This is a genomic window from Chelativorans sp., assembly GCF_031180965.1.
GTDB lineage: Bacteria > Pseudomonadota > Alphaproteobacteria > Rhizobiales > Rhizobiaceae > Chelativorans.
This window is the reverse complement of record NZ_JAPSLH010000008.1, coordinates 31324-47878: the sequence shown is the minus strand read 5'-3', so window position 1 is coordinate 47878 and position 16555 is coordinate 31324. Positions and strand designations below refer to the sequence as shown.

The following is a 16555-nucleotide window of genomic DNA, read 5'->3' as shown; positions in this document are numbered from 1 at the left end:
ATCAACGAGCTGGTGGCACAATGAACGAAGACCTGTCCCGTAAGCGCCTTGGCCGCGGACTGGCCGCCCTGATCGGCGAAATCGACAAGCCTGCCATACGCGAACAGGAGGCTGTGCGGGCGGACAGCGTCGTTCCTATAGAGTTTGTTTCACCAAACCCGCGCAACCCACGGCGTAATTTCGCCGAAACTGACCTTGCGGAGCTGACCCATTCCATCCGTGAGCATGGGGTTGTGCAGCCGGTTGTCGTGCGCCCGGCAGGGGCTGCAGGGCGATACGAGATCATCGCCGGCGAACGCCGCTGGCGGGCGGCGCAGCGGGCCGGCCTGACGCAGATCCCGGTCATTGTCCGCAGTGTCGACGATAAGGCCGCGCTGGAGCTCGCAATCATCGAGAATGTGCAGCGCGCGGATCTCAACCCGGTGGAGGAGGCGCGCGGCTATCAGCAACTGATGGATGAACACAACTACACCCAGGCCGATCTGGCCCAGGTTATCGGCAAAAGCCGCAGTCATGTGGCAAACACACTGCGCCTTCTAAAACTCCCGCCGGCCGTCACCGACTTGATCGTAGACGGCTCATTGACGGCGGGGCACGCACGGACGCTGGTGACCGCTGCCGATCCGGCGGCGCTCGCCCAGCGCATCATCGAACATGGTCTTTCGGTGCGCCAAGCCGAAGCGCTTGCGAGCGCGCCGGAGGCCGAACCGGATGCGAGTGTGCGGGAGCGAAAAGAGAAGGACGCGGATACGCTCTCTCTGGAAAAGCTCCTGAGCGACCGTATCGGCCTCAAAGTGGCGATCAACCACAAGCAAAAGGGCGGGGAAGTGCGGATCGCCTACCGTTCGCTAGAGCAGCTGGACGAACTATGCAGGCTGCTTCAGCGCTGATCCTGCGCCGCCGCTCGAAGACCCACCTATTCCACGGCTTTGTTATTCACACGAAGGGCTTGGCAGCCGAATATTTGCGCGGCAGAAGCCGCGCCAGATAATCAAGACCGGTGACTGACACCCGGTTGTTGTCCGGGAGCAGGAAGTTTTCAGGCATGTGACGGGTCCTGCCCGCCACCGCAGACAGCGGAACCAGCTTGCAGACCGTTTTCTCGCCGTCGAATTGCAGCGCCACGGAGCCGCCTCCCTGCTCCGCAGCCTCAATGGCAAAGGCGCCGGCCTCGAAGGCCTCGCGAGCATCCGTTTCGCTGATGGTGGCGATGTTGCCGCGCGGCAGGTAACCGAACGTATCCACCCGTGCACGTTTCCCCGGCAGATCAGCTGCCAGCATACGCTCCACCGCCTGGCCGAGATCCGTTCCCGATAGACGGATATTGCCATGCTGGTCGCGCTCCTGAAGCTCCGGCGGAACGAGGCTTTCAACAAGCGACCGCCCGTCGGGCCCGGCCACCCCCTCGGACATGGCGACGATGCAGCGTCCATGGCGGTCGAGAGTTGAGCGCACCTCCTCAACAAACCGCGTCCGCTCAAAGTATCGTTCCGGCACATAGACCAGGTGCGGCCCGCTCTCCTCGTCAAGAGACCAAGCCGCCGCGGCCGCAGTCAAGAACCCCGCATGCCGACCCATAACGATCCCCACATAGATGCCGGGCAGGGCCCGGAAATCCAGGTCGATGCTCAGGAAGGCCCCCGCTACGAACTCGGCCGCTGATATGAACCCTGGCGTATGGTCATTCTCCATCAGATCGTTGTCGATCGTCTTCGGAGCATGTACGCAGGCGATGCGCCCTCCCGAAGCTTCGGCGAGAATGCTTTGCGTACCGGCCGTGTCGTTTCCGCCGATATAGATGAACGCATCCGCGTGAACCGCGTCGAGTCCTTTCAGAATCGCCTCGCAATAGGCCTCGTCGGGTTTATCGCGCGTGCTTCCCAGAGCAGCACTGGGCGTGGCGGCGATCGCGCGGATTTGCTCGTCCGAAAGCTCAGAGAGAGTGACGAAGCGCCCTTCACGCACGCCGCGAACTCCGTGGAGGGCGCCGAGCACCTTTGCGGCTGGAAACCGGCGCCTCACCTCCAGGGCGGCGCCGGCAAGCGTCTGGTTGATCACGGCTGTCGGCCCGCCGCCCTGTGCGATCACAAATGTCTCGGCCATGATGCATGTCCTGTCCGTTCTGACCTATTCATTGCACATCTGGCTCGGTGACAACAGAGAAGCTAGCAGACGAGTTCAGGCCGGACGGCGTCGCGACTTGCGTTCCAGATGGCGCCGTAGATGGCCGATGTTGCGATTGTTCGCCTTGAAGAAGACGTCGAAGATCGACCCGGCTAGGGGTATAGACCCCACGGCCGTATCAAGGAGAATGTTGCCGATCATGACCGCCATGACGGAGCGCGGCACCCCAAAACGCGAGGCGCGGTATAAAAGATAGGCCGAGACTGCGCCGCTCGCCACGTCGCCCACACCGGGGATCAGACCGGCTAGGGCATCTGCGCCAAAGCGGATCGACGTGCCGGGAATGCGCCACCGCGAATCGAGGAGCCGCGCGAGCTGGTCAAGCTCGGCGATCTGCTGCTCCGTCAGCCAATGGCTCTCATCCACTGGCGCTGCGCTGGTTACAGTCGCCATTAGCGCCTCGTTATCACCCAAATGGCGTGAATTATCCCCGGAATGTAGCCCAGGAAGGTCAGCAGGAGGTTTATCCAGAACTGCAGGCCGATGCCCACTTGCAGGAACACGCCGAGCGGGGGGATGAGGATGGCGAGCAGGATGCGAATGACGTCCATTGAACTTCTCCGGGTTCCGGACTCCAAACGCATTGCTCGCGGGTTTGCTCCACCTATTAAGGCAAAGACCAGGCCAGATTGGTCAAGTACGGACGGACTACAGGACCCGTACTGCGATGCGCTATGCTGCTATAAATGCTTTGAGCAAACGCGGCAGGCTCCAGGCTCCCCCAGAAGCGACCCGTGGCACGCTGCAGCTTTACGGGAGACGCCGCCTCCTAGCCTACGAAAGCACGCTCCACAACGAAATCCGCGGGCTCGGCATTCGAGCCTTCCCTGAGCCCAGCCTTCTCCACCAGCGCTTTGACATCCTTCAGCATAGCCATGGAGCCACAGATCATGACGCGGTCTTCCGCCGGACTAAACGGCTCCGTGCCAAGCCACTTGAAGAGCGTGCCGTTCTCAATGAGTGCTGTAATGCGCCCCATCCGCGGCGAGGGCTCACGCGTCGTGGAGGTGAGATGGAAAAGCCGGCCCTCGGTCAATTCGCCGATCAGCGGGTCCTCGCGGGTGGCCGCCACAAGTTCCTCGCCATAGGCGAGCTCGGCGACGTCACGGCATGTATGCGTGAGGATAATCTGCTCGAACTTGTCGTAGGTTTCGGGATCGCGGATGAGGCTGGCAAATGGCGCAATGCCTGTCCCGGTAGAGATCATGTAAAGCCGCTTCGCCGGCGTCAGCGCGTCGTTGACCAGAGTACCGGTAGATTTCTGTCGCATCAGCACGATATCGCCCGGCTTGATCTTCTGCAGGTGTTGTGTGAGCGGGCCGTCGGGAACCTTGATCGAGAAGAACTCCAGTTCCTCGTCCCATGCGGGGCTTGCAATGGAATAGGCGCGGAAGACCGGCTTCTCGGCATTGGGAAGGCCGATCATGACGAACTCGCCCGAGCGGAACCGAAATGTCTGCGGCCGTGTGAGGCGGAAGGAAAAGAGCCGGTCCGTATAGTGCTTCACCGAAACCACGCGCTCGGCATGAACGCCGGCGGGAATAGGGAACTCCAGTTTCTCGGCGGCCTCGATCTTGCCCACGGCAGCGCTGTTCATTCTGTCTCTTCCTTATTAGCGGCCTTGCTTGTGCTGGGGTTTCCGGCCAAATCACCATACTACGGATGCGGCAGGTTTGATCGCTCAGACCTATTTCAAAATGCCGCTAAGAAAAAGCTTTCGCATTCCGTAATCGGCGAGAAGGTGAGAATAGCCGCGCGGTTTCGCCTCCCGTTGTAGGACATTGCGGCAACAGCGTCCGGTACCTTCGTCGTCGTTACGAGCACAGGCCTTCGCCGCACCGGAGATAATCAGGTTGCCAGCCCTGCGCAAGGGCGGTGGGCACTGCCCATCGCTGCTGCCGAAGCCATACCCCTCATTTCTCTTCCTCTCGAGCATCTTTCGCGCGATGCTCAATCTCGATCAAGCTTCAGATTCGAGGGAATTGTATGCAGGACAAAGCTCGACCCCTGGCGCGAGAACTCAGCGTCGGAGAGCTGGCCCGGCGCAGCGGCGTTGCCGTTTCGGCGCTGCATTTTTACGAGGCGAAAGGCCTGATCTCCTCCAACAGAACGGGCGGGAACCAGAGGCGCTACTCCCGGGACGCCTTGCGGCGCGTGGCTGTCATAAAGGTGGCGCAGCGGCTCGGCATCCCGCTGGCGACAATCCGGGAGGCGCTGGCTACCCTGCCGGAGGGACGGACGCCAAACGCGGCGGACTGGCGCAAATTGTCCGAGTATTGGCGGGCGGATCTCGACGCGCGCATCCAGAAGCTGGTGCAACTGCGAGATCACCTTGACGAGTGTATCGGCTGCGGATGTCTTTCGGTCGAGACCTGTCCACTGCGGAACCCCTACGACAAGCTGGGAGAACAGGGGCCCGGGGCTCGCCTGCTCGACCCGGGCTAAGGCAGATACCGCCCCATTTCAGCTCACACCCACATAGCGACGGATCATCTCCGGATTCTCGCGCAGATCCTCGACGCTGACCGTATCCACGTTGCGGCCATTTTCTATAAAGGAGACGCGATCCGCCACGGGAAGAACCGCGTCAACCCGCTGCTCCACCAACAGGGTGGAAACGCCTTCCGCACGAAGAGCCGCCACGGCCCCGCGGATGCGGGCAACCATGGAAGGCATCAGTCCCTCCGTCGGCTCGTCGAGCAGCAGCACGTCAGGCTCGAGGCAGAGCGCGCGCGCCATGGCGAGCATCTGTTGTTCGCCGCCGGAAAGTGTGCCGGAGCGCTGCCTCAGTCGTTCCCGAAGCGTCGGGAACAGCTCGAGCACCCGCTCGCGCGCCGCCACGCCCTTGCCCCGGGCCATAAGCCCGATCTCCAAGTTTTCTGCAACGGTCAGCTCAGCGAAAAGGCGGCGGCCCTGGGGAACGTAGGCAATGCCCGTTTTAGGCACTTGGTGCGGCGGCAGTCTGGTCAACTCCGTACCGTTCTTGACTATGGTACCCGAACGGACGGGCACTAAGCCCATGATTGCCTTCAGCGCCGTGGTCTTGCCGGCCCCGTTCCGCCCGAGGAGGCAATGGACCTCGCCTTCTCGCAAGTCCAGCGAGAGTCCATGCAGTACCTGGACGGCACCATAGAAGCTGTCGATCCCGTCGAGCGTCAGCACCGCTCCCATGCTTCAGCCCCCCAGATATGCCTGCTGGACGGCGGCGTCAGCGCGGATCGCCGCCGGAGGCCCTTCGGCCAGGATTCGGCCCTGGTCCATGACGGTAATGCATTCGGCAAGCGCCATCACCACGTCCATATTGTGCTCGATCAGGAGAATCGTGGCCTCGCGTCTGATTTCGCGCACGAGGCGGATGAAGGCTTCAATCTCTTCGTCCGAAAGCCCCTGCGTCGGTTCGTCGAGGATCAGCAGCCGGGGCCTTAGCGCCAGTCCCATGGCGATTTCCACGAGCCGCTGGTGGCCGTAAGCGAGGTTTCCGGCGCGATGACTTGCCCGTTGAGCGAGCCCCACCTGATCGAGCGCCTTCGTGCAGGCGTCCTGCAGAGTCTTTTCCGTGGGGCGGACACGCTTCTGATCGAGCAGATGACGCTGGGCCGCAAGCGCGACATTGTCGAAGACCGTAAGATTGGGAAAGATGCTGGTGATCTGGAAGGTATAGGCTATGCCGGCGCGCACGCGGCGGTGCGCCGGCTCGTGCGAAATCTCGCGACCATCGAAGAGGATGCTGCCCGAGCTTGGCAGGATACGCCCGCAGACGAGGCTGACAAATGTGGTCTTGCCGGCTCCGTTGGGGCCGATAATGGCGCGGACCTGACCCTCAGGAAGGGCGAAGTCCACCCTATCGACGGCCTTGAGCCCGCCGAAGAAACGGCTCAAGTTTCGTGTCACGAGGAGGGGCGGCGTCACGGCAGCCATGGCAGCCACCTTTCGCGTATGGTGCCGACGATGCCCTTGGGGAAGAAAAGGATGAGCAGGATGAGGGCGAGCCCGACAACCAGCATGTAGGCGCTGGTATAGGAGGAGGCGAGGTCCACGGCATAGAACATGAAGAGCGTGCCGATGATCGGACCGAGTGTGGTGGCGGCCCCGCCCAAAAGCACCCATAGAAGCGGGAGTATGGAGTACTGGATCGAGGCGAAGCCGGATCCGATATAGCCGAAGAGCAGGCCGTAGGCCGCGCCGGCCGTCGCGCAAATCACGCCCGACACCACGACGGCTCCGAGTTTGTTGGCAAAGACGTTATAGCCCAACATGCGCATGCGCTCCTCGTTCTCTCGAATCGCGATCAGCGAGCGGCCATAGGGCGAGCGCACGAGCAGGAAAGTGATAGCGAGTACGGATGCGAGGAGCGTCAGCGCGATCATGTACCGCGTCGGAGGGTCCGTGAGCACTAAGTTCCAGCCGAGCAAGGGGAGCGCGCGGGCAGCCTGTGGCAAAACCAGGCCCTCCTCGCCGCGCGTATAGGCGCCGAAGTAAAGGGTGGCGAGGTAGAAGACCTGCGCAAACATCAGGGTGACGATCATGAAAGCGACGCCGGCGGTCCTGAGCGCCAGGAAACCCACCGCCAGCGCCAGCGCCGCGCCGGCAAGAAGCGCTGTGCCCAAAGCCGGCCATGCGCTCCATTCCAGGTGATAAATGGGCAGCCCGGCACCATAAAGGCCGGCGGCAAAGAACATGGCGTGCCCGAGGCTCAGGAGCCCGGTATAGCCGAACGCCAGGTTGTAACCCATTGCGAAGACGGCGAGCACCATGGCCCTGGAAAAAACGCCCCGGTGATACTCCGGCAGCAGGAAATTAAGAGCGAAAAGGACGAGGACGACTGCCACATGCAGCCAAAAGCTTTTCGCGCCCGCCATCATCGGGCGGCTACCCCGAACAGCCCCTGCGGGCGAAATACGAGAACCAGAGCGACGAGAAGCGTGGCAAGCATCTTGGCGAGCGTCGGCGAGAAGAACATGGATATGATGCCATCGGAAAGGCCGATAAGGAGAGCCGCCACCACCGTCCCCCGCAGCGAGCCCAATCCGCCTATGATGACCACGATGAAGGACAGAAGCAGGGGATCGTGTCCCATAAGGTAGTGCGCCTGCTGGATGGGCACGATGAGCACGGCCGCCAGAGCGGCTAGACCTGCACCCAGCGCAAAGACGCCTGCATGGACACGGTCGATTGGAATGGCGAAGGTTTGCGCCGTCTCCCGGTCATACTGGGTTGCGCGCATGATGAGGCCGAGCCTTGTTCGCGTCAGCAGGATCCACGCTACGAGAATAAGGAGGATCGACGCGGCGATGACGGCAAGCTTATAGCCCGAATAGCCGAACCAGGGCAGCGCAATGCGCATGTCGAAGGGCGCCTGCACCGGCCGTGCGTCGGGCCCATAGAAAGTAAGGGCCAGCTGCTGGATGATATAGAGGAGGCCGATCGTCGCCACGATCGTGGCTTCGGGCTCGTAGTTGAGCCGCCGCAGGACGAGACGCTCGGCCAGGAACGCTATTGTCGCTACCATGATCGGGCTCAGGACCAGCGCGGCCAGAAAACCCAATGCCGGATGACCACCGAAGAAGCTTGCAACCCACCAGGCAAGTACAGCGCCTAGCATGTAGAATTCGCCGTGGGCGACATTCACGACACGCATAACGCCGAAGACTAGCGATAGACCTAGCGCCATCAGCGCCAGAACGGCTGCGGTCACCAGGCCTTCAAGGGTGGCAAGCAGGAGGTAGGGACCGAAAGCCATGTCGTACCGTTCTGCACAGGAACTGGAAACGCGGCGCGGAGCCTCAGAAGGGCATCGTGGTGTAGTCGGCTTCCGGCTCGTAGAGCCCGTCCTCGAGGGAAGTACGGTGCACAACCTGCAGCTTCCCGTCCTTCACCTGGCTGATGTTCTGCTCGCCGAATACTTGGTGGATCTTGCCGTTGAAAGTCTTTCGCCCCTGCGGGTGTTCGGGGCCGGCGTCAATCTCGGTCATCGCCTCGGTCGCCTCGATCATCTTGGCGCGGTCCTGCGGACCTCGATAGTCGACGGCTTCCATTGCGGCCTTGATGACATAGAGCGTCTCCCAGCAGCCGAACATGTGAGCAGCCGTGGAAACGTCGTTGGGGTCGTTCACGCTCGCGCCGTTCTCGTCAATGCCGACGGTCCGGCGGTACACGGCCTCATATTCGGGCATGTTGGGCTGAGCGTAACGCGACATGCCCTCCCAGAAGTGGCTGCCCTCCAAGAATTCCAGCCCAGGGCTGTTGATGTCTACGGCCTCGAGCGAGTCGATGAAGCCGAAGAGCTGCGGCCCGCCCGAGCCGAAGAACTCGCCGAGCTCCTTCACGAAGGTGAGCACGGCTGGTCCGACCATGACGTGGTAGATCACATCCGTGTCGCGTGGGATCTGCGGGAGATAGCGGGTGAAGGAGGTCTCGGTTGGCGGGATCGGAACCAGGGCGACCACTTCGCCGCCCTGTGCCTGCAGTGCCGGACCGAAGAAGTCGCGGTGATCGTGGCCGAACGCGTAGTCGGGGAAAACAAGCGTGACCTTTTTGCCGAGATTCTGCGCAATCCAAGGAGCGACGGAGCGCACCTGTGCCTTCACATCGGTGATGCCGGGCTGCACGCAATAGCGGTTCATTTTGCCGGAAGCCACGTGGTAGCCTTCGCTCACCACATAATAGGGGATCTTCAGCTCCCCGGCGGCGGGGGCCGAACCGACGACCACATGGGAGAACAAGGTGCCGTAGATCAGGTCCACTCTGTGCTGATTGGCGAATTTCTGAACCACCTCTGCGCCGCGCGCCGGGTCGGTTCCGTCATCCTCGATGATGATCTCCAGGGGTCGGCCGTTGATGCCGCCGGCTTCATTGATGAGCTTCGCCGTGGCACTGGTCACGCGCTCATACCAGCGGCCATAGGCGGCGCCGATGCCGGTGCGGTGGCACTGAAATCCGATGCGGATCGGCTCGGAAGACTGTGCCTGCGCGTAGCGTACGAAACCGGGTGCGGCCGCTGCACCCGCCACCACGCCGAGGCCTTGAAGGGCTGCTCGGCGGGTGATGCCGCGCTTCGAGGCAATCTGGACGTTGCCAAATTCAGTCATGCCGTTCCTTTCCATAGGATGCTCTGGCGAGGCGCCCGGCGGCGCGCCTAGCGTGGGGGAGAGCAAACCATCAAACCTTCGCAGTTGCAACAAGCGACCCGCGGGGCTAGCCAGCCGTGGGTGCGGAAAGCAGCCACAGGCCGAACACGGTGTATCCGATCATTAGCGCCGCCATTGGGATCTGGCTGAGTGCCGCGCGCCGGCCCGAGCCGTGCAGATGGAAGGCGGTGATATGGGCAATAGTCACGGCCAAGACATGCCCGCCGATAATTGCGGCGGCCTGCGCATTCCAGATGAGCCAGGCCCGCTCCGCACCGAGCGCCACGCCTGTATGGGCATGCATTGTTCCTGTGCCGAACAGGTTCCAACCGTTGAAAAAAGGGTCGGAGAGACTGACCAGGGCATATTGTCCGTTTACTAGAAGCGCCGTCAGATAATGCGAGAAGTGATAGGCGAGCGCGATAGGGGTGATTGACCAGACAAGCAGCCCTGCCGCCTGCCGCCAGTCGCGCCCTCCCGCAAGCCGCTCGCCTATAACTACAGCGAGTAGAAACAGAGCGCAGAAGAGGAGGAAGACGAGAAGCAGGCCGACCGTATTTTCGGCGATCACGACAGAGCGGCCCGGAAACTCAAGGGGGTTGATGCCGATGACGCCGAGCCAGAAAAAGCTGCGCATCAGCCCGTCGAACGAGACGGAGCTGAGCGCGAGGAGAAGAAGGGCGACGCCGCTCAAGGGCAGCGGCTGGATATGAGCTAATTTTCCTCCCGGAAAGCCGAGGGAAAGTCGCAAACCTTGAGGCGACCGCCACGCCCGGAAGACCGACAGCTGCGAAAGCATTCGAAAGAAGACCGAGAGAAACTCGATGCGCCCTGTCCATGCCCTGTAGCCGAACAGGCAGATGCCACCGAAAGTGAAGAGCCAATAGGCGAACGCCGCCGCAGCCAATCGTTGCGGATCATCCGGCGCGATGTAGACGAGCTCGAACCAAGCGAATGCTGCGAAGAGCGGCAGAGCCGCGCGATAGCCCAGCGTAGGCGGCAGGTGCAGCCACCCACTCCTGCGGCCGCTCAGCCACGCGAAGATCCGCCATGGCCCATACCATGGATTGAGCCAGGCCCAGAGATTGCCAATGATGCCCTGGAGGAGTGTCAAACCCACCCAGAGAAGCGTCCATATGGTGAGCGGAAGCGGGTTGCCGAGCGGATCGCGGCTCCCCTCGATGCCGGCGTAAAGAAGCGCGGCGAAGAACAGGAAGGAGAGGAAGCTTACCGCCGCCCGCCCGTCGCCCGGCAAGCTGCCGACGGACAATCGGCGCCGCCCGGCGCGCGCAAGCGGCTCTGGGGGCAGGAAGGTCAGGATCAGGAAAGTGGCCGCGACCGCAAGCGCACCGCCAAGGGCGTAATATTGAGTGGGCAGGAGAAGCACATGCCCACGCTCCGAAGCATGCGCAAAGGCCGGCCTACAGAGGGCGGCGACAGAAAAAGAACCGGCAACGAGGAAAAAAACCAGTCGAGAGGCAGAAGGGCGCATGGGCGCCAATCTGGCCGAGAAGCTAGCTCTTGAAAAGGCGCGCCGCCTCCATGCCGAGCGGAGATGGCGCGCCCCGAAGGCTTAGATGCCGAGCAGGGACTTCGCTTCCTCCAACGCTGCTTCGGAGGCGTCGTGATTGCCGGCCTGGTGCTCCTGCTCGCCCTTGGCCCGAAGTTCCACGACCTTCGCGCGGTCGGCTTCGGAGAGGTTTGCACTTGGCAGGGCGGCATCAATCTCCGCCATCATCTGGGGGCACTGATTGGCCAATGCCGCCGCCGGAAGGGCGAGCAGCGCAAATGCCACGATCATCGAACGGAACATTGAAGTGTCCTCCATGTCGGGACGCGACCACCGCGTGTAGTACCGACGCCGAAGACCATATTCCCGCGCGAAAAACCTGTGAAGGCGAGACGGGCTCACGTTTGCGCGAGCTTCTCCGGGTGCGGGGGCTGCCGAACGCGGCGGCGCGTTGGCGCCCTTTCTTGGTCTTCCCGATGCAGCGCCTCACCGATGCCCAGCCGCAGGGCAAGCGAAGCTGCATTGAAGGGTGCGTGGACCTTCGCGTCATTGTCGAAATAGACATAGACGTCGCGGCCGGCTGCGCGCGGTTTCGTGGGCTCCAGCACGCGCTGCGCGTCGTCAGGCTCGCCGCCGTTGGCCCAGGTTCGCACGCGCTCCGCCCAGCGGTCGAGCGCGGCGTCGTCGTAGCCGCTCGAATAGAGCTGCTCGGACCCGTGCAGGCGGCAATAGACGAAATCGGCTGTCAAATCCATGAGAAGCGGCCATTCTGGGGTGTCGGCGCAAACGAGAGCGATCTCGTAGCGCCGCAAGAGCTCGATGAATTCGGCCGTGCAGAAACTTTCGTGCCGGATCTCGACGGCATGGCGCATCGGACGGCGCGCGTCCGCTTCGGTCCAGTCGCGGCCGTCCAGCCGCTCATCATGCTGCCGCGCCAGCGCCGCCCCTTCCTGCGTATTGCGCGGAAGCAGCTTGAAGAATGCCTCGAACCGGGCTGCATCGAACTTCATTTGCGGGGGAAACTGCCACAGGATCGGCCCGAGTTTCGGACCGAGCCGCAGCGGCCCCGACGCCAGGAAATTGGCGAGCGGCGTCCTAACATCGACGAGCTTCTTCATGTGCGTTATGTAGCGCGAGCCCTTGATGGCGAAGACGAATCCTTCGGGAGTCTCCTCGCGCCAGCGGGCAAAACATTCCGGCCGCTGGAGGCCGTAAAACGTCCCATTGATCTCCACGGATCGGAAGTGCTCCGCCGCATAGGCGAGTTCGCGCTTGTGCGGCAGGCCGCCAGGATAGAACACGCCGCGCCAGGGCTTATAGGTCCAACCCGATATGCCGATGCGGATCGTTCCTGCGCTCGACATCTGTTTGCCATAGCGGACAACTCAGGAGAGCTGTCCGTCCTTTGCCTCAAGTCGGAGGAACGGAAGCGCGGCCGCATTGTTCCGGGGCGTTGCGACGCGGCTGCTCACCCGGGAGAGGGCAACGCTCGGACACATCGCCGCGCGGCCGTTCCGATCAGGCGCTACTAGCTGGCCTAGACATCCTCCTGCTCGGTAGGGACCAGGATCTCGCGCTTGCCGGCATGGTTTGCGGGGCCGACGATACCTTCCTTTTCCATCCGCTCGATGATCGATGCGGCACGGTTGTAGCCGATGCCGAGGCGCCGCTGGATGTAGCTGGTCGAGGCCTTGCCGTCGCGCAGGACGACCGCCACCGCCTGGTCGTACGGATCGTCCGAATCGTCGAAATTGCCTGCCGAGCCGCCGCTCCCCGAGCCGCCCGACGAGGACTCCTCCTCCTCATCGTCATCCTCGGTGACGGCTTCGAGATAGTCGGGCGTGCCCTGCGACTTCAGGTGGGAGACGATGTGCTCCACTTCCGAATCGGAGACGAAGGGTCCGTGCACGCGCTGGATTCGCCCACCACCGGCCATGTAGAGCATGTCACCCATTCCGAGCAGCTGTTCGGCGCCCTGCTCGCCCAGAATGGTCCGGCTGTCGATCTTGGACGTGACCTGGAAGGAAATACGCGTTGGGAAGTTCGCCTTGATCGTTCCGGTGATGACGTCGACCGAGGGGCGCTGCGTGGCCATGATCACATGGATGCCCGCCGCACGGGCCATTTGCGCCAACCGCTGCACCGCCCCCTCGATATCCTTGCCGGCAACCATCATTAGGTCGGCCATCTCGTCGATTATCACGACGATGCAAGGCATCGGCTCCAGATCGAGAGCCTCCGTCTCGTAGATGGCTTCGCCGGTCTCGCGGTCAAAGCCCGTCTGCACCGTGCGGGTGATCGTCTCGCCCTTTTCCTTGGCGGCCTTTACGCGCTGGTTGAAGCCCTCGATGTTGCGCACGCCGACCTTCGACATCTTTCGGTAGCGCTCTTCCATCTCGCGCACGGTCCATTTGAGCGCGACTACGGCCTTCTTCGGATCGGTCACCACGGGCGTGAGCAGATGCGGGATGCCGTCATAGATGGAAAGCTCAAGCATTTTCGGGTCGATCATGATCAGGCGGCATTCCTCCGGCGTCATGCGGTAAAGCAGCGAGAGGATCATCGTGTTGATGGCCACCGACTTGCCCGAGCCCGTAGTGCCGGCGACGAGAAGATGCGGCATCTTGGCAAGATCGGCGATCACCGCCTCGCCATTGATCGTCTTGCCGAGCGCGAGCGCCAGCCGCGTCTTCGTCGTCTCGAATTCGCGGCTCGCCAGGAGCTCTCGCAGGTAGACCGTCTCGCGCTTGGCATTGGGCAGCTCGATGCCGATCGCATTGCGCCCGGGCACCACCGCCACGCGCGCGGCAATGGCGCTCATCGAGCGGGCGATATCGTCGGCCAGGCTGATGACGCGCGAGGATTTGATGCCGGGCGCCGGCTCCAGTTCGTACAGCGTGACAACAGGGCCGGGTCGCACATGAATGATCTCGCCCTTGACGCCGAAATCGTCGAGCACGCCCTCCAGCAGCCGCGCATTCTGCTCCAGCGCGTCCTTGGAAAGGCTAGGATCCTTGCTCGTCGCCTTCGGCTCGGCGAGGAGATGCAGGGCAGGCAGCTTGAACTCGTTGGTTTCGATCAGCGACGGCTGAGCTTCCCGGCGCACACGCGCTCCGGGAACTGGCCGTGCGGCAGGATTTTCCACGCGCGCACCCAACTGCGCTGCCCCTTGCTGCTGCGCAGCCGCCTGGGCGGGGTATGCGGGGCGAAGGCGCGGGGCGGGTACCTCCTCGAACGACGTAAACTCAAGCCCGTCCCCGCCGAAGCCAGGCTCGATCCGCATATTCTGCTCAGCCGCGCGGGCAGCAACCAGCACGGGCGCGGGGCCCGGCGCATCAAACTCCTCCGGCAGATCAGTACCATGCAGGGCGAAGCGCCGGCGGAAAAAAGCCTTCAGATAAAGCCACCAATGGGCGATGACGCCGAAGGCGACCAGGCCGCCTTCCTCCTCGTCACTCTCCGCATAGGAAACCTCGAAGGGAGTATCTACTTCCTCCTCCTTCTCGACCACGGCCGAGGACGTGCCGGTCCGGCCGAGAGCGCCTGCTCCATAGAGCGTTAGCCAGGTGGCCGGCAGGATCAGGACTGCTGCGACGGCGATCCCGAACAACCCCGTGGGGTAGCCGCCGGTGAAGAAGCCGGGAATGGAGAGGACCATGTCGCCGAAGACGCCGCCGAGTCCCATGGGGAGCGGCCAGGTGTCGGGCGGCGTGAGGCAGCCCGCAACCCCGGCCGAGAGAATCGCCCCGGCGAACCAGGCGGCTACGCGGCGTCCGGGATGCTCGATGCCGCGGCCGGCGGCGAGAAAAAGGCCCCAGAAGACGGCGGGCACCAGGCCTGCGACGGAAGCAAGCCCGAAGAACTGCATCGCGATGTCGGAATAGACGGCGCCCGGATAACCCATGGCATTGGTAACGGGATTGTCGGTCGCGTAGCTGAAGCTCGGGTCGGCTACGTTCCAGGTGGCAAGGCTTGCCAATCCGAAAGCGACGAATGCCAGGACGGCGACTCCCACGCCGCGCCGGGCCTGCCGCCGCAGGAAATTTCGCAGGCTGAAGCCATCATCATAAATGGCAAATGCCGCCGAAGAACCCGAACCCATACGCATGTCCCCGTGCACTCATACCACCGATGCCGGGCAATGCCCGACGCCAGCTTCAACCTAGCCGAGGGATGGTAAAGGCTGCATTAACCATGGAGGAAGGGCAGAAGGGTAGCAGGGAGAGTAGGCCAAGAGGAACAAGAGCGCATTGTCGGACAGCGCTTCCTGTCGCTCCTTCCGCTAGTCCCTACGCAAAAAAGGGCCCAGCTTGCGCCGGGCCCAATGGGCATCTCGGGAGAGGTGCCGCGGATCAGGAGTAGTGGTAGGCTGCCTCGCCATGCGACGCGAGGTCGAGGCCCTGCGTCTCCGCCTCAGCGGTCGGACGCAGGCCGACGATGACGTCGACAAGTTTATAGAGGATGGCAGAGACGATGCCGCACCAGACGATCGTGATGGCGACGGCGACGAACTGGATCCAGAGCTGGGAAGCGATGGAAAAGTCCTCGCCCTGGATGCCGCCAAGCCACGGCGCGGCGAAGATGGCGGTGCCGAGCGCGCCGACGATGCCGCCGATCCCATGAATGCCGAACACGTCGAGCGTGTCGTCATAGCCGAACCTGTTCTTCACGACCGCGACGAAGAAATAGCAGATCACGCTGGCGATGAAGCCGAGGACGATCGCGCCCACCGGGCCGATATAGCCGCAGGCGGGGGTCACCGCCACCAGGCCCGCCACCAGGCCGGAGACCGCGCCCAGCATTGACGCCTTGCCGCGATGGAATGCCTCGACCACGCTCCAGCCGATGATCGCGCCGGCGGTCGCGGTGAAGGTGTTGATCATGGCGAGGGCGGCTCCGCCGGTGGCTTCAAGGTTCGACCCCGCATTGAAGCCGAACCAGCCGACCCACAGGATCGACCCGCCAACCATCGTCAACGTCATGGAATGAGGGGCGAGCAGTTCCTTGCCAAGGCCGTTGCGCCGGCCGACCAGGATGCAGCCTACCAGCGCGGCGATGCCGGCATTGATATGGACGACCGTGCCGCCCGCGAAATCCAGCGCGCCGAGATTGAAGAGGTAGCCGCTGGCGTCCCACACCATATGTGCGATCGGGAAATAGACGAAAGTCACCCACAGTATGGTGAAGAGCACCACCGCCGAGAATTTGATCCGCTCGGCGAAGGCGCCGACGATGAGGGCCGGCGTGATGACGGCAAATGTCATCTGGAAGACGATAAAGACATATTCGGGGATCACGACCCCGTCGGTGAAGGTCGCGGCCGTCGAGTCGGGCGTCACGCCGGACAGGAAGAGCTTGCCAAAGCCGCCCCAGAACGGGCTCGTGCCGCCGCCGAAAGCTATGGAATAGCCCCAGAGCACCCACACAACCATAACCACGGCGGCGATCATGGTGCACTGCATGAGGACGGAAAGCGCGTTCTTGGCGCGCACGAGCCCGCCGTAGAAGAGCGCCAGGCCCGGCATGGTCATGAACAGCACCAGGAGGCTCGCCGTCATCATCCAGGCCACATCGCCCTTGTCCATGACGGGCGCGGCCGCGGCTGCCGCATCCGCCGCCCCCTCGGCCGCTTCCTGCGCCAGGGCAGGCAGAGTCGCGAAAGCAGCCAATGCGAGCGCGCCCGCCCCGGATACGCGCTTCGCCAAATCGATACTCGGAAATCTCATTCTATTCT

16 protein-coding genes are annotated in these 16555 nt (G+C 62.9%); 2 read left to right on the top strand and 14 right to left on the bottom strand.

What is annotated here, in order from left to right; all coding sequences use genetic code 11:
• Positions 1–20: 20 nt before the first annotated feature.
• The gene (locus tag RIN79_RS08440) at positions 21–890 is read left to right on the top strand and encodes a ParB/RepB/Spo0J family partition protein (RefSeq protein ID WP_309084204.1); all 870 of its coding nucleotides are present in this window, start codon (positions 21–23) and stop codon (positions 888–890) included.
• Positions 891–936: 46 nt separating this feature from the next.
• Here the strand turns inward: RIN79_RS08440 and RIN79_RS08435 are convergent, their stop codons facing one another.
• The 4 genes from RIN79_RS08435 to RIN79_RS08420 all read right to left on the bottom strand — a co-directional run bounded on the left by RIN79_RS08435 (position 937) and on the right by RIN79_RS08420 (position 3781).
• Entirely contained in the window at positions 937–2103 is a 1167-nt protein-coding gene (locus RIN79_RS08435; RefSeq protein WP_309084203.1) for a diphosphate--fructose-6-phosphate 1-phosphotransferase, read from the bottom strand.
• A gap of 75 nt (positions 2104–2178) precedes the next feature.
• Positions 2179–2577, bottom strand: a complete 399-nt coding sequence (locus RIN79_RS08430) for a DUF4112 domain-containing protein (RefSeq protein WP_309084202.1) — start codon at positions 2575–2577, stop codon at positions 2179–2181.
• Entirely contained in the window at positions 2577–2735 is a 159-nt protein-coding gene (locus tag RIN79_RS08425; RefSeq protein WP_309084201.1) for a YqaE/Pmp3 family membrane protein, read from the bottom strand. The genes RIN79_RS08430 and RIN79_RS08425 overlap by 1 nt, the downstream gene beginning before the upstream one ends.
• Positions 2736–2953: 218 nt before the next feature.
• On the bottom strand, positions 2954–3781 hold the full coding sequence (locus RIN79_RS08420; RefSeq protein ID WP_309084200.1) for a ferredoxin--NADP reductase: 828 nt from the start codon (positions 3779–3781) through the stop codon (positions 2954–2956).
• A gap of 389 nt (positions 3782–4170) precedes the next feature.
• On the opposite strand from RIN79_RS08420, the gene soxR reads away from it, so the two are divergent.
• Positions 4171–4629, top strand: a complete 459-nt coding sequence (gene soxR / locus RIN79_RS08415; protein ID WP_309084199.1) for a redox-sensitive transcriptional activator SoxR — start codon at positions 4171–4173, stop codon at positions 4627–4629.
• Between the two features lie 18 nt (positions 4630–4647).
• Here soxR and RIN79_RS08410 read toward each other — a convergent pair whose 3' ends face one another.
• From RIN79_RS08410 to RIN79_RS08365, 10 genes are all read right to left on the bottom strand, one after another.
• Entirely contained in the window at positions 4648–5355 is a 708-nt protein-coding gene (locus RIN79_RS08410; protein ID WP_309084198.1) for an ABC transporter ATP-binding protein, read from the bottom strand.
• A 3-nt stretch (positions 5356–5358) separates the two neighbouring features.
• Positions 5359–6102, bottom strand: a complete 744-nt coding sequence (locus RIN79_RS08405) for an ABC transporter ATP-binding protein (RefSeq protein ID WP_309084197.1) — start codon at positions 6100–6102, stop codon at positions 5359–5361.
• A complete protein-coding gene (locus RIN79_RS08400) occupies positions 6090–7046 on the bottom strand; it encodes a branched-chain amino acid ABC transporter permease (RefSeq protein ID WP_375165894.1) in 957 nt (318 codons plus the stop codon). Before RIN79_RS08400 ends, RIN79_RS08405 begins: the two co-directional genes overlap by 13 nt.
• Positions 7043–7924, bottom strand: coding sequence for a branched-chain amino acid ABC transporter permease (locus RIN79_RS08395; RefSeq protein ID WP_309084196.1), 882 nt, complete (start codon positions 7922–7924; stop codon positions 7043–7045). The genes RIN79_RS08400 and RIN79_RS08395 overlap by 4 nt, the downstream gene beginning before the upstream one ends.
• Positions 7925–7967: 43 nt before the next feature.
• A complete protein-coding gene (locus tag RIN79_RS08390; protein ID WP_309084195.1) occupies positions 7968–9272 on the bottom strand; it encodes an ABC transporter substrate-binding protein in 1305 nt (434 codons plus the stop codon).
• Between the two features lie 106 nt (positions 9273–9378).
• Positions 9379–10698 carry a hypothetical protein gene (locus RIN79_RS08385; RefSeq protein WP_309084194.1) on the bottom strand — a complete coding sequence of 440 codons (1320 nt, stop codon included), beginning with the start codon at positions 10696–10698 and terminating at the stop codon, positions 9379–9381.
• A gap of 186 nt (positions 10699–10884) precedes the next feature.
• Positions 10885–11124: a hypothetical protein gene (locus RIN79_RS08380; protein ID WP_309084193.1), complete on the bottom strand. Its 240-nt coding sequence runs from the start codon at positions 11122–11124 to the stop codon at positions 10885–10887.
• 95 nt (positions 11125–11219) lie between these two features.
• Positions 11220–12185, bottom strand: coding sequence for a DUF72 domain-containing protein (locus RIN79_RS08375; protein ID WP_309084192.1), 966 nt, complete (start codon positions 12183–12185; stop codon positions 11220–11222).
• A 173-nt stretch (positions 12186–12358) separates the two neighbouring features.
• Positions 12359–14923, bottom strand: coding sequence for a DNA translocase FtsK (locus RIN79_RS08370; RefSeq protein WP_309084191.1), 2565 nt, complete (start codon positions 14921–14923; stop codon positions 12359–12361).
• A 250-nt stretch (positions 14924–15173) separates the two neighbouring features.
• Positions 15174–16547 carry an ammonium transporter gene (locus RIN79_RS08365; RefSeq protein ID WP_309084190.1) on the bottom strand — a complete coding sequence of 458 codons (1374 nt, stop codon included), beginning with the start codon at positions 16545–16547 and terminating at the stop codon, positions 15174–15176.
• Positions 16548–16555: the final 8 nt, after the last annotated feature.

What these genes read in the sequence shown, in the direction of transcription:
- RIN79_RS08410 (WP_309084198.1), bottom strand. Translation starts at nt 5,355, where the DNA reads ATGGGAGCGGTGCTGACGCTCGACGGGATCGACAGCTTCTATGGTGCC.
- RIN79_RS08395 (WP_309084196.1), bottom strand. Translation starts at nt 7,924, where the DNA reads ATGGCTTTCGGTCCCTACCTCCTGCTTGCCACCCTTGAAGGCCTGGTG.
- RIN79_RS08405 (WP_309084197.1), bottom strand. Translation starts at nt 6,102, where the DNA reads ATGGCTGCCGTGACGCCGCCCCTCCTCGTGACACGAAACTTGAGCCGT.
- RIN79_RS08400 (WP_375165894.1), bottom strand. Translation starts at nt 7,046, where the DNA reads ATGATGGCGGGCGCGAAAAGCTTTTGGCTGCATGTGGCAGTCGTCCTC.
- RIN79_RS08440 (WP_309084204.1), top strand. Translation starts at nt 21, where the DNA reads ATGAACGAAGACCTGTCCCGTAAGCGCCTTGGCCGCGGACTGGCCGCC.
- RIN79_RS08390 (WP_309084195.1), bottom strand. Translation starts at nt 9,272, where the DNA reads ATGACTGAATTTGGCAACGTCCAGATTGCCTCGAAGCGCGGCATCACC.
- soxR (WP_309084199.1), top strand. Translation starts at nt 4,171, where the DNA reads ATGCAGGACAAAGCTCGACCCCTGGCGCGAGAACTCAGCGTCGGAGAG.
- RIN79_RS08380 (WP_309084193.1), bottom strand. Translation starts at nt 11,124, where the DNA reads ATGTTCCGTTCGATGATCGTGGCATTTGCGCTGCTCGCCCTTCCGGCG.
- RIN79_RS08425 (WP_309084201.1), bottom strand. Translation starts at nt 2,735, where the DNA reads ATGGACGTCATTCGCATCCTGCTCGCCATCCTCATCCCCCCGCTCGGC.
- RIN79_RS08435 (WP_309084203.1), bottom strand. Translation starts at nt 2,103, where the DNA reads ATGGCCGAGACATTTGTGATCGCACAGGGCGGCGGGCCGACAGCCGTG.
- RIN79_RS08370 (WP_309084191.1), bottom strand. Translation starts at nt 14,923, where the DNA reads ATGGGTTCGGGTTCTTCGGCGGCATTTGCCATTTATGATGATGGCTTC.
- RIN79_RS08375 (WP_309084192.1), bottom strand. Translation starts at nt 12,185, where the DNA reads ATGTCGAGCGCAGGAACGATCCGCATCGGCATATCGGGTTGGACCTAT.
- RIN79_RS08420 (WP_309084200.1), bottom strand. Translation starts at nt 3,781, where the DNA reads ATGAACAGCGCTGCCGTGGGCAAGATCGAGGCCGCCGAGAAACTGGAG.
- RIN79_RS08430 (WP_309084202.1), bottom strand. Translation starts at nt 2,577, where the DNA reads ATGGCGACTGTAACCAGCGCAGCGCCAGTGGATGAGAGCCATTGGCTG.
- RIN79_RS08365 (WP_309084190.1), bottom strand. Translation starts at nt 16,547, where the DNA reads ATGAGATTTCCGAGTATCGATTTGGCGAAGCGCGTATCCGGGGCGGGC.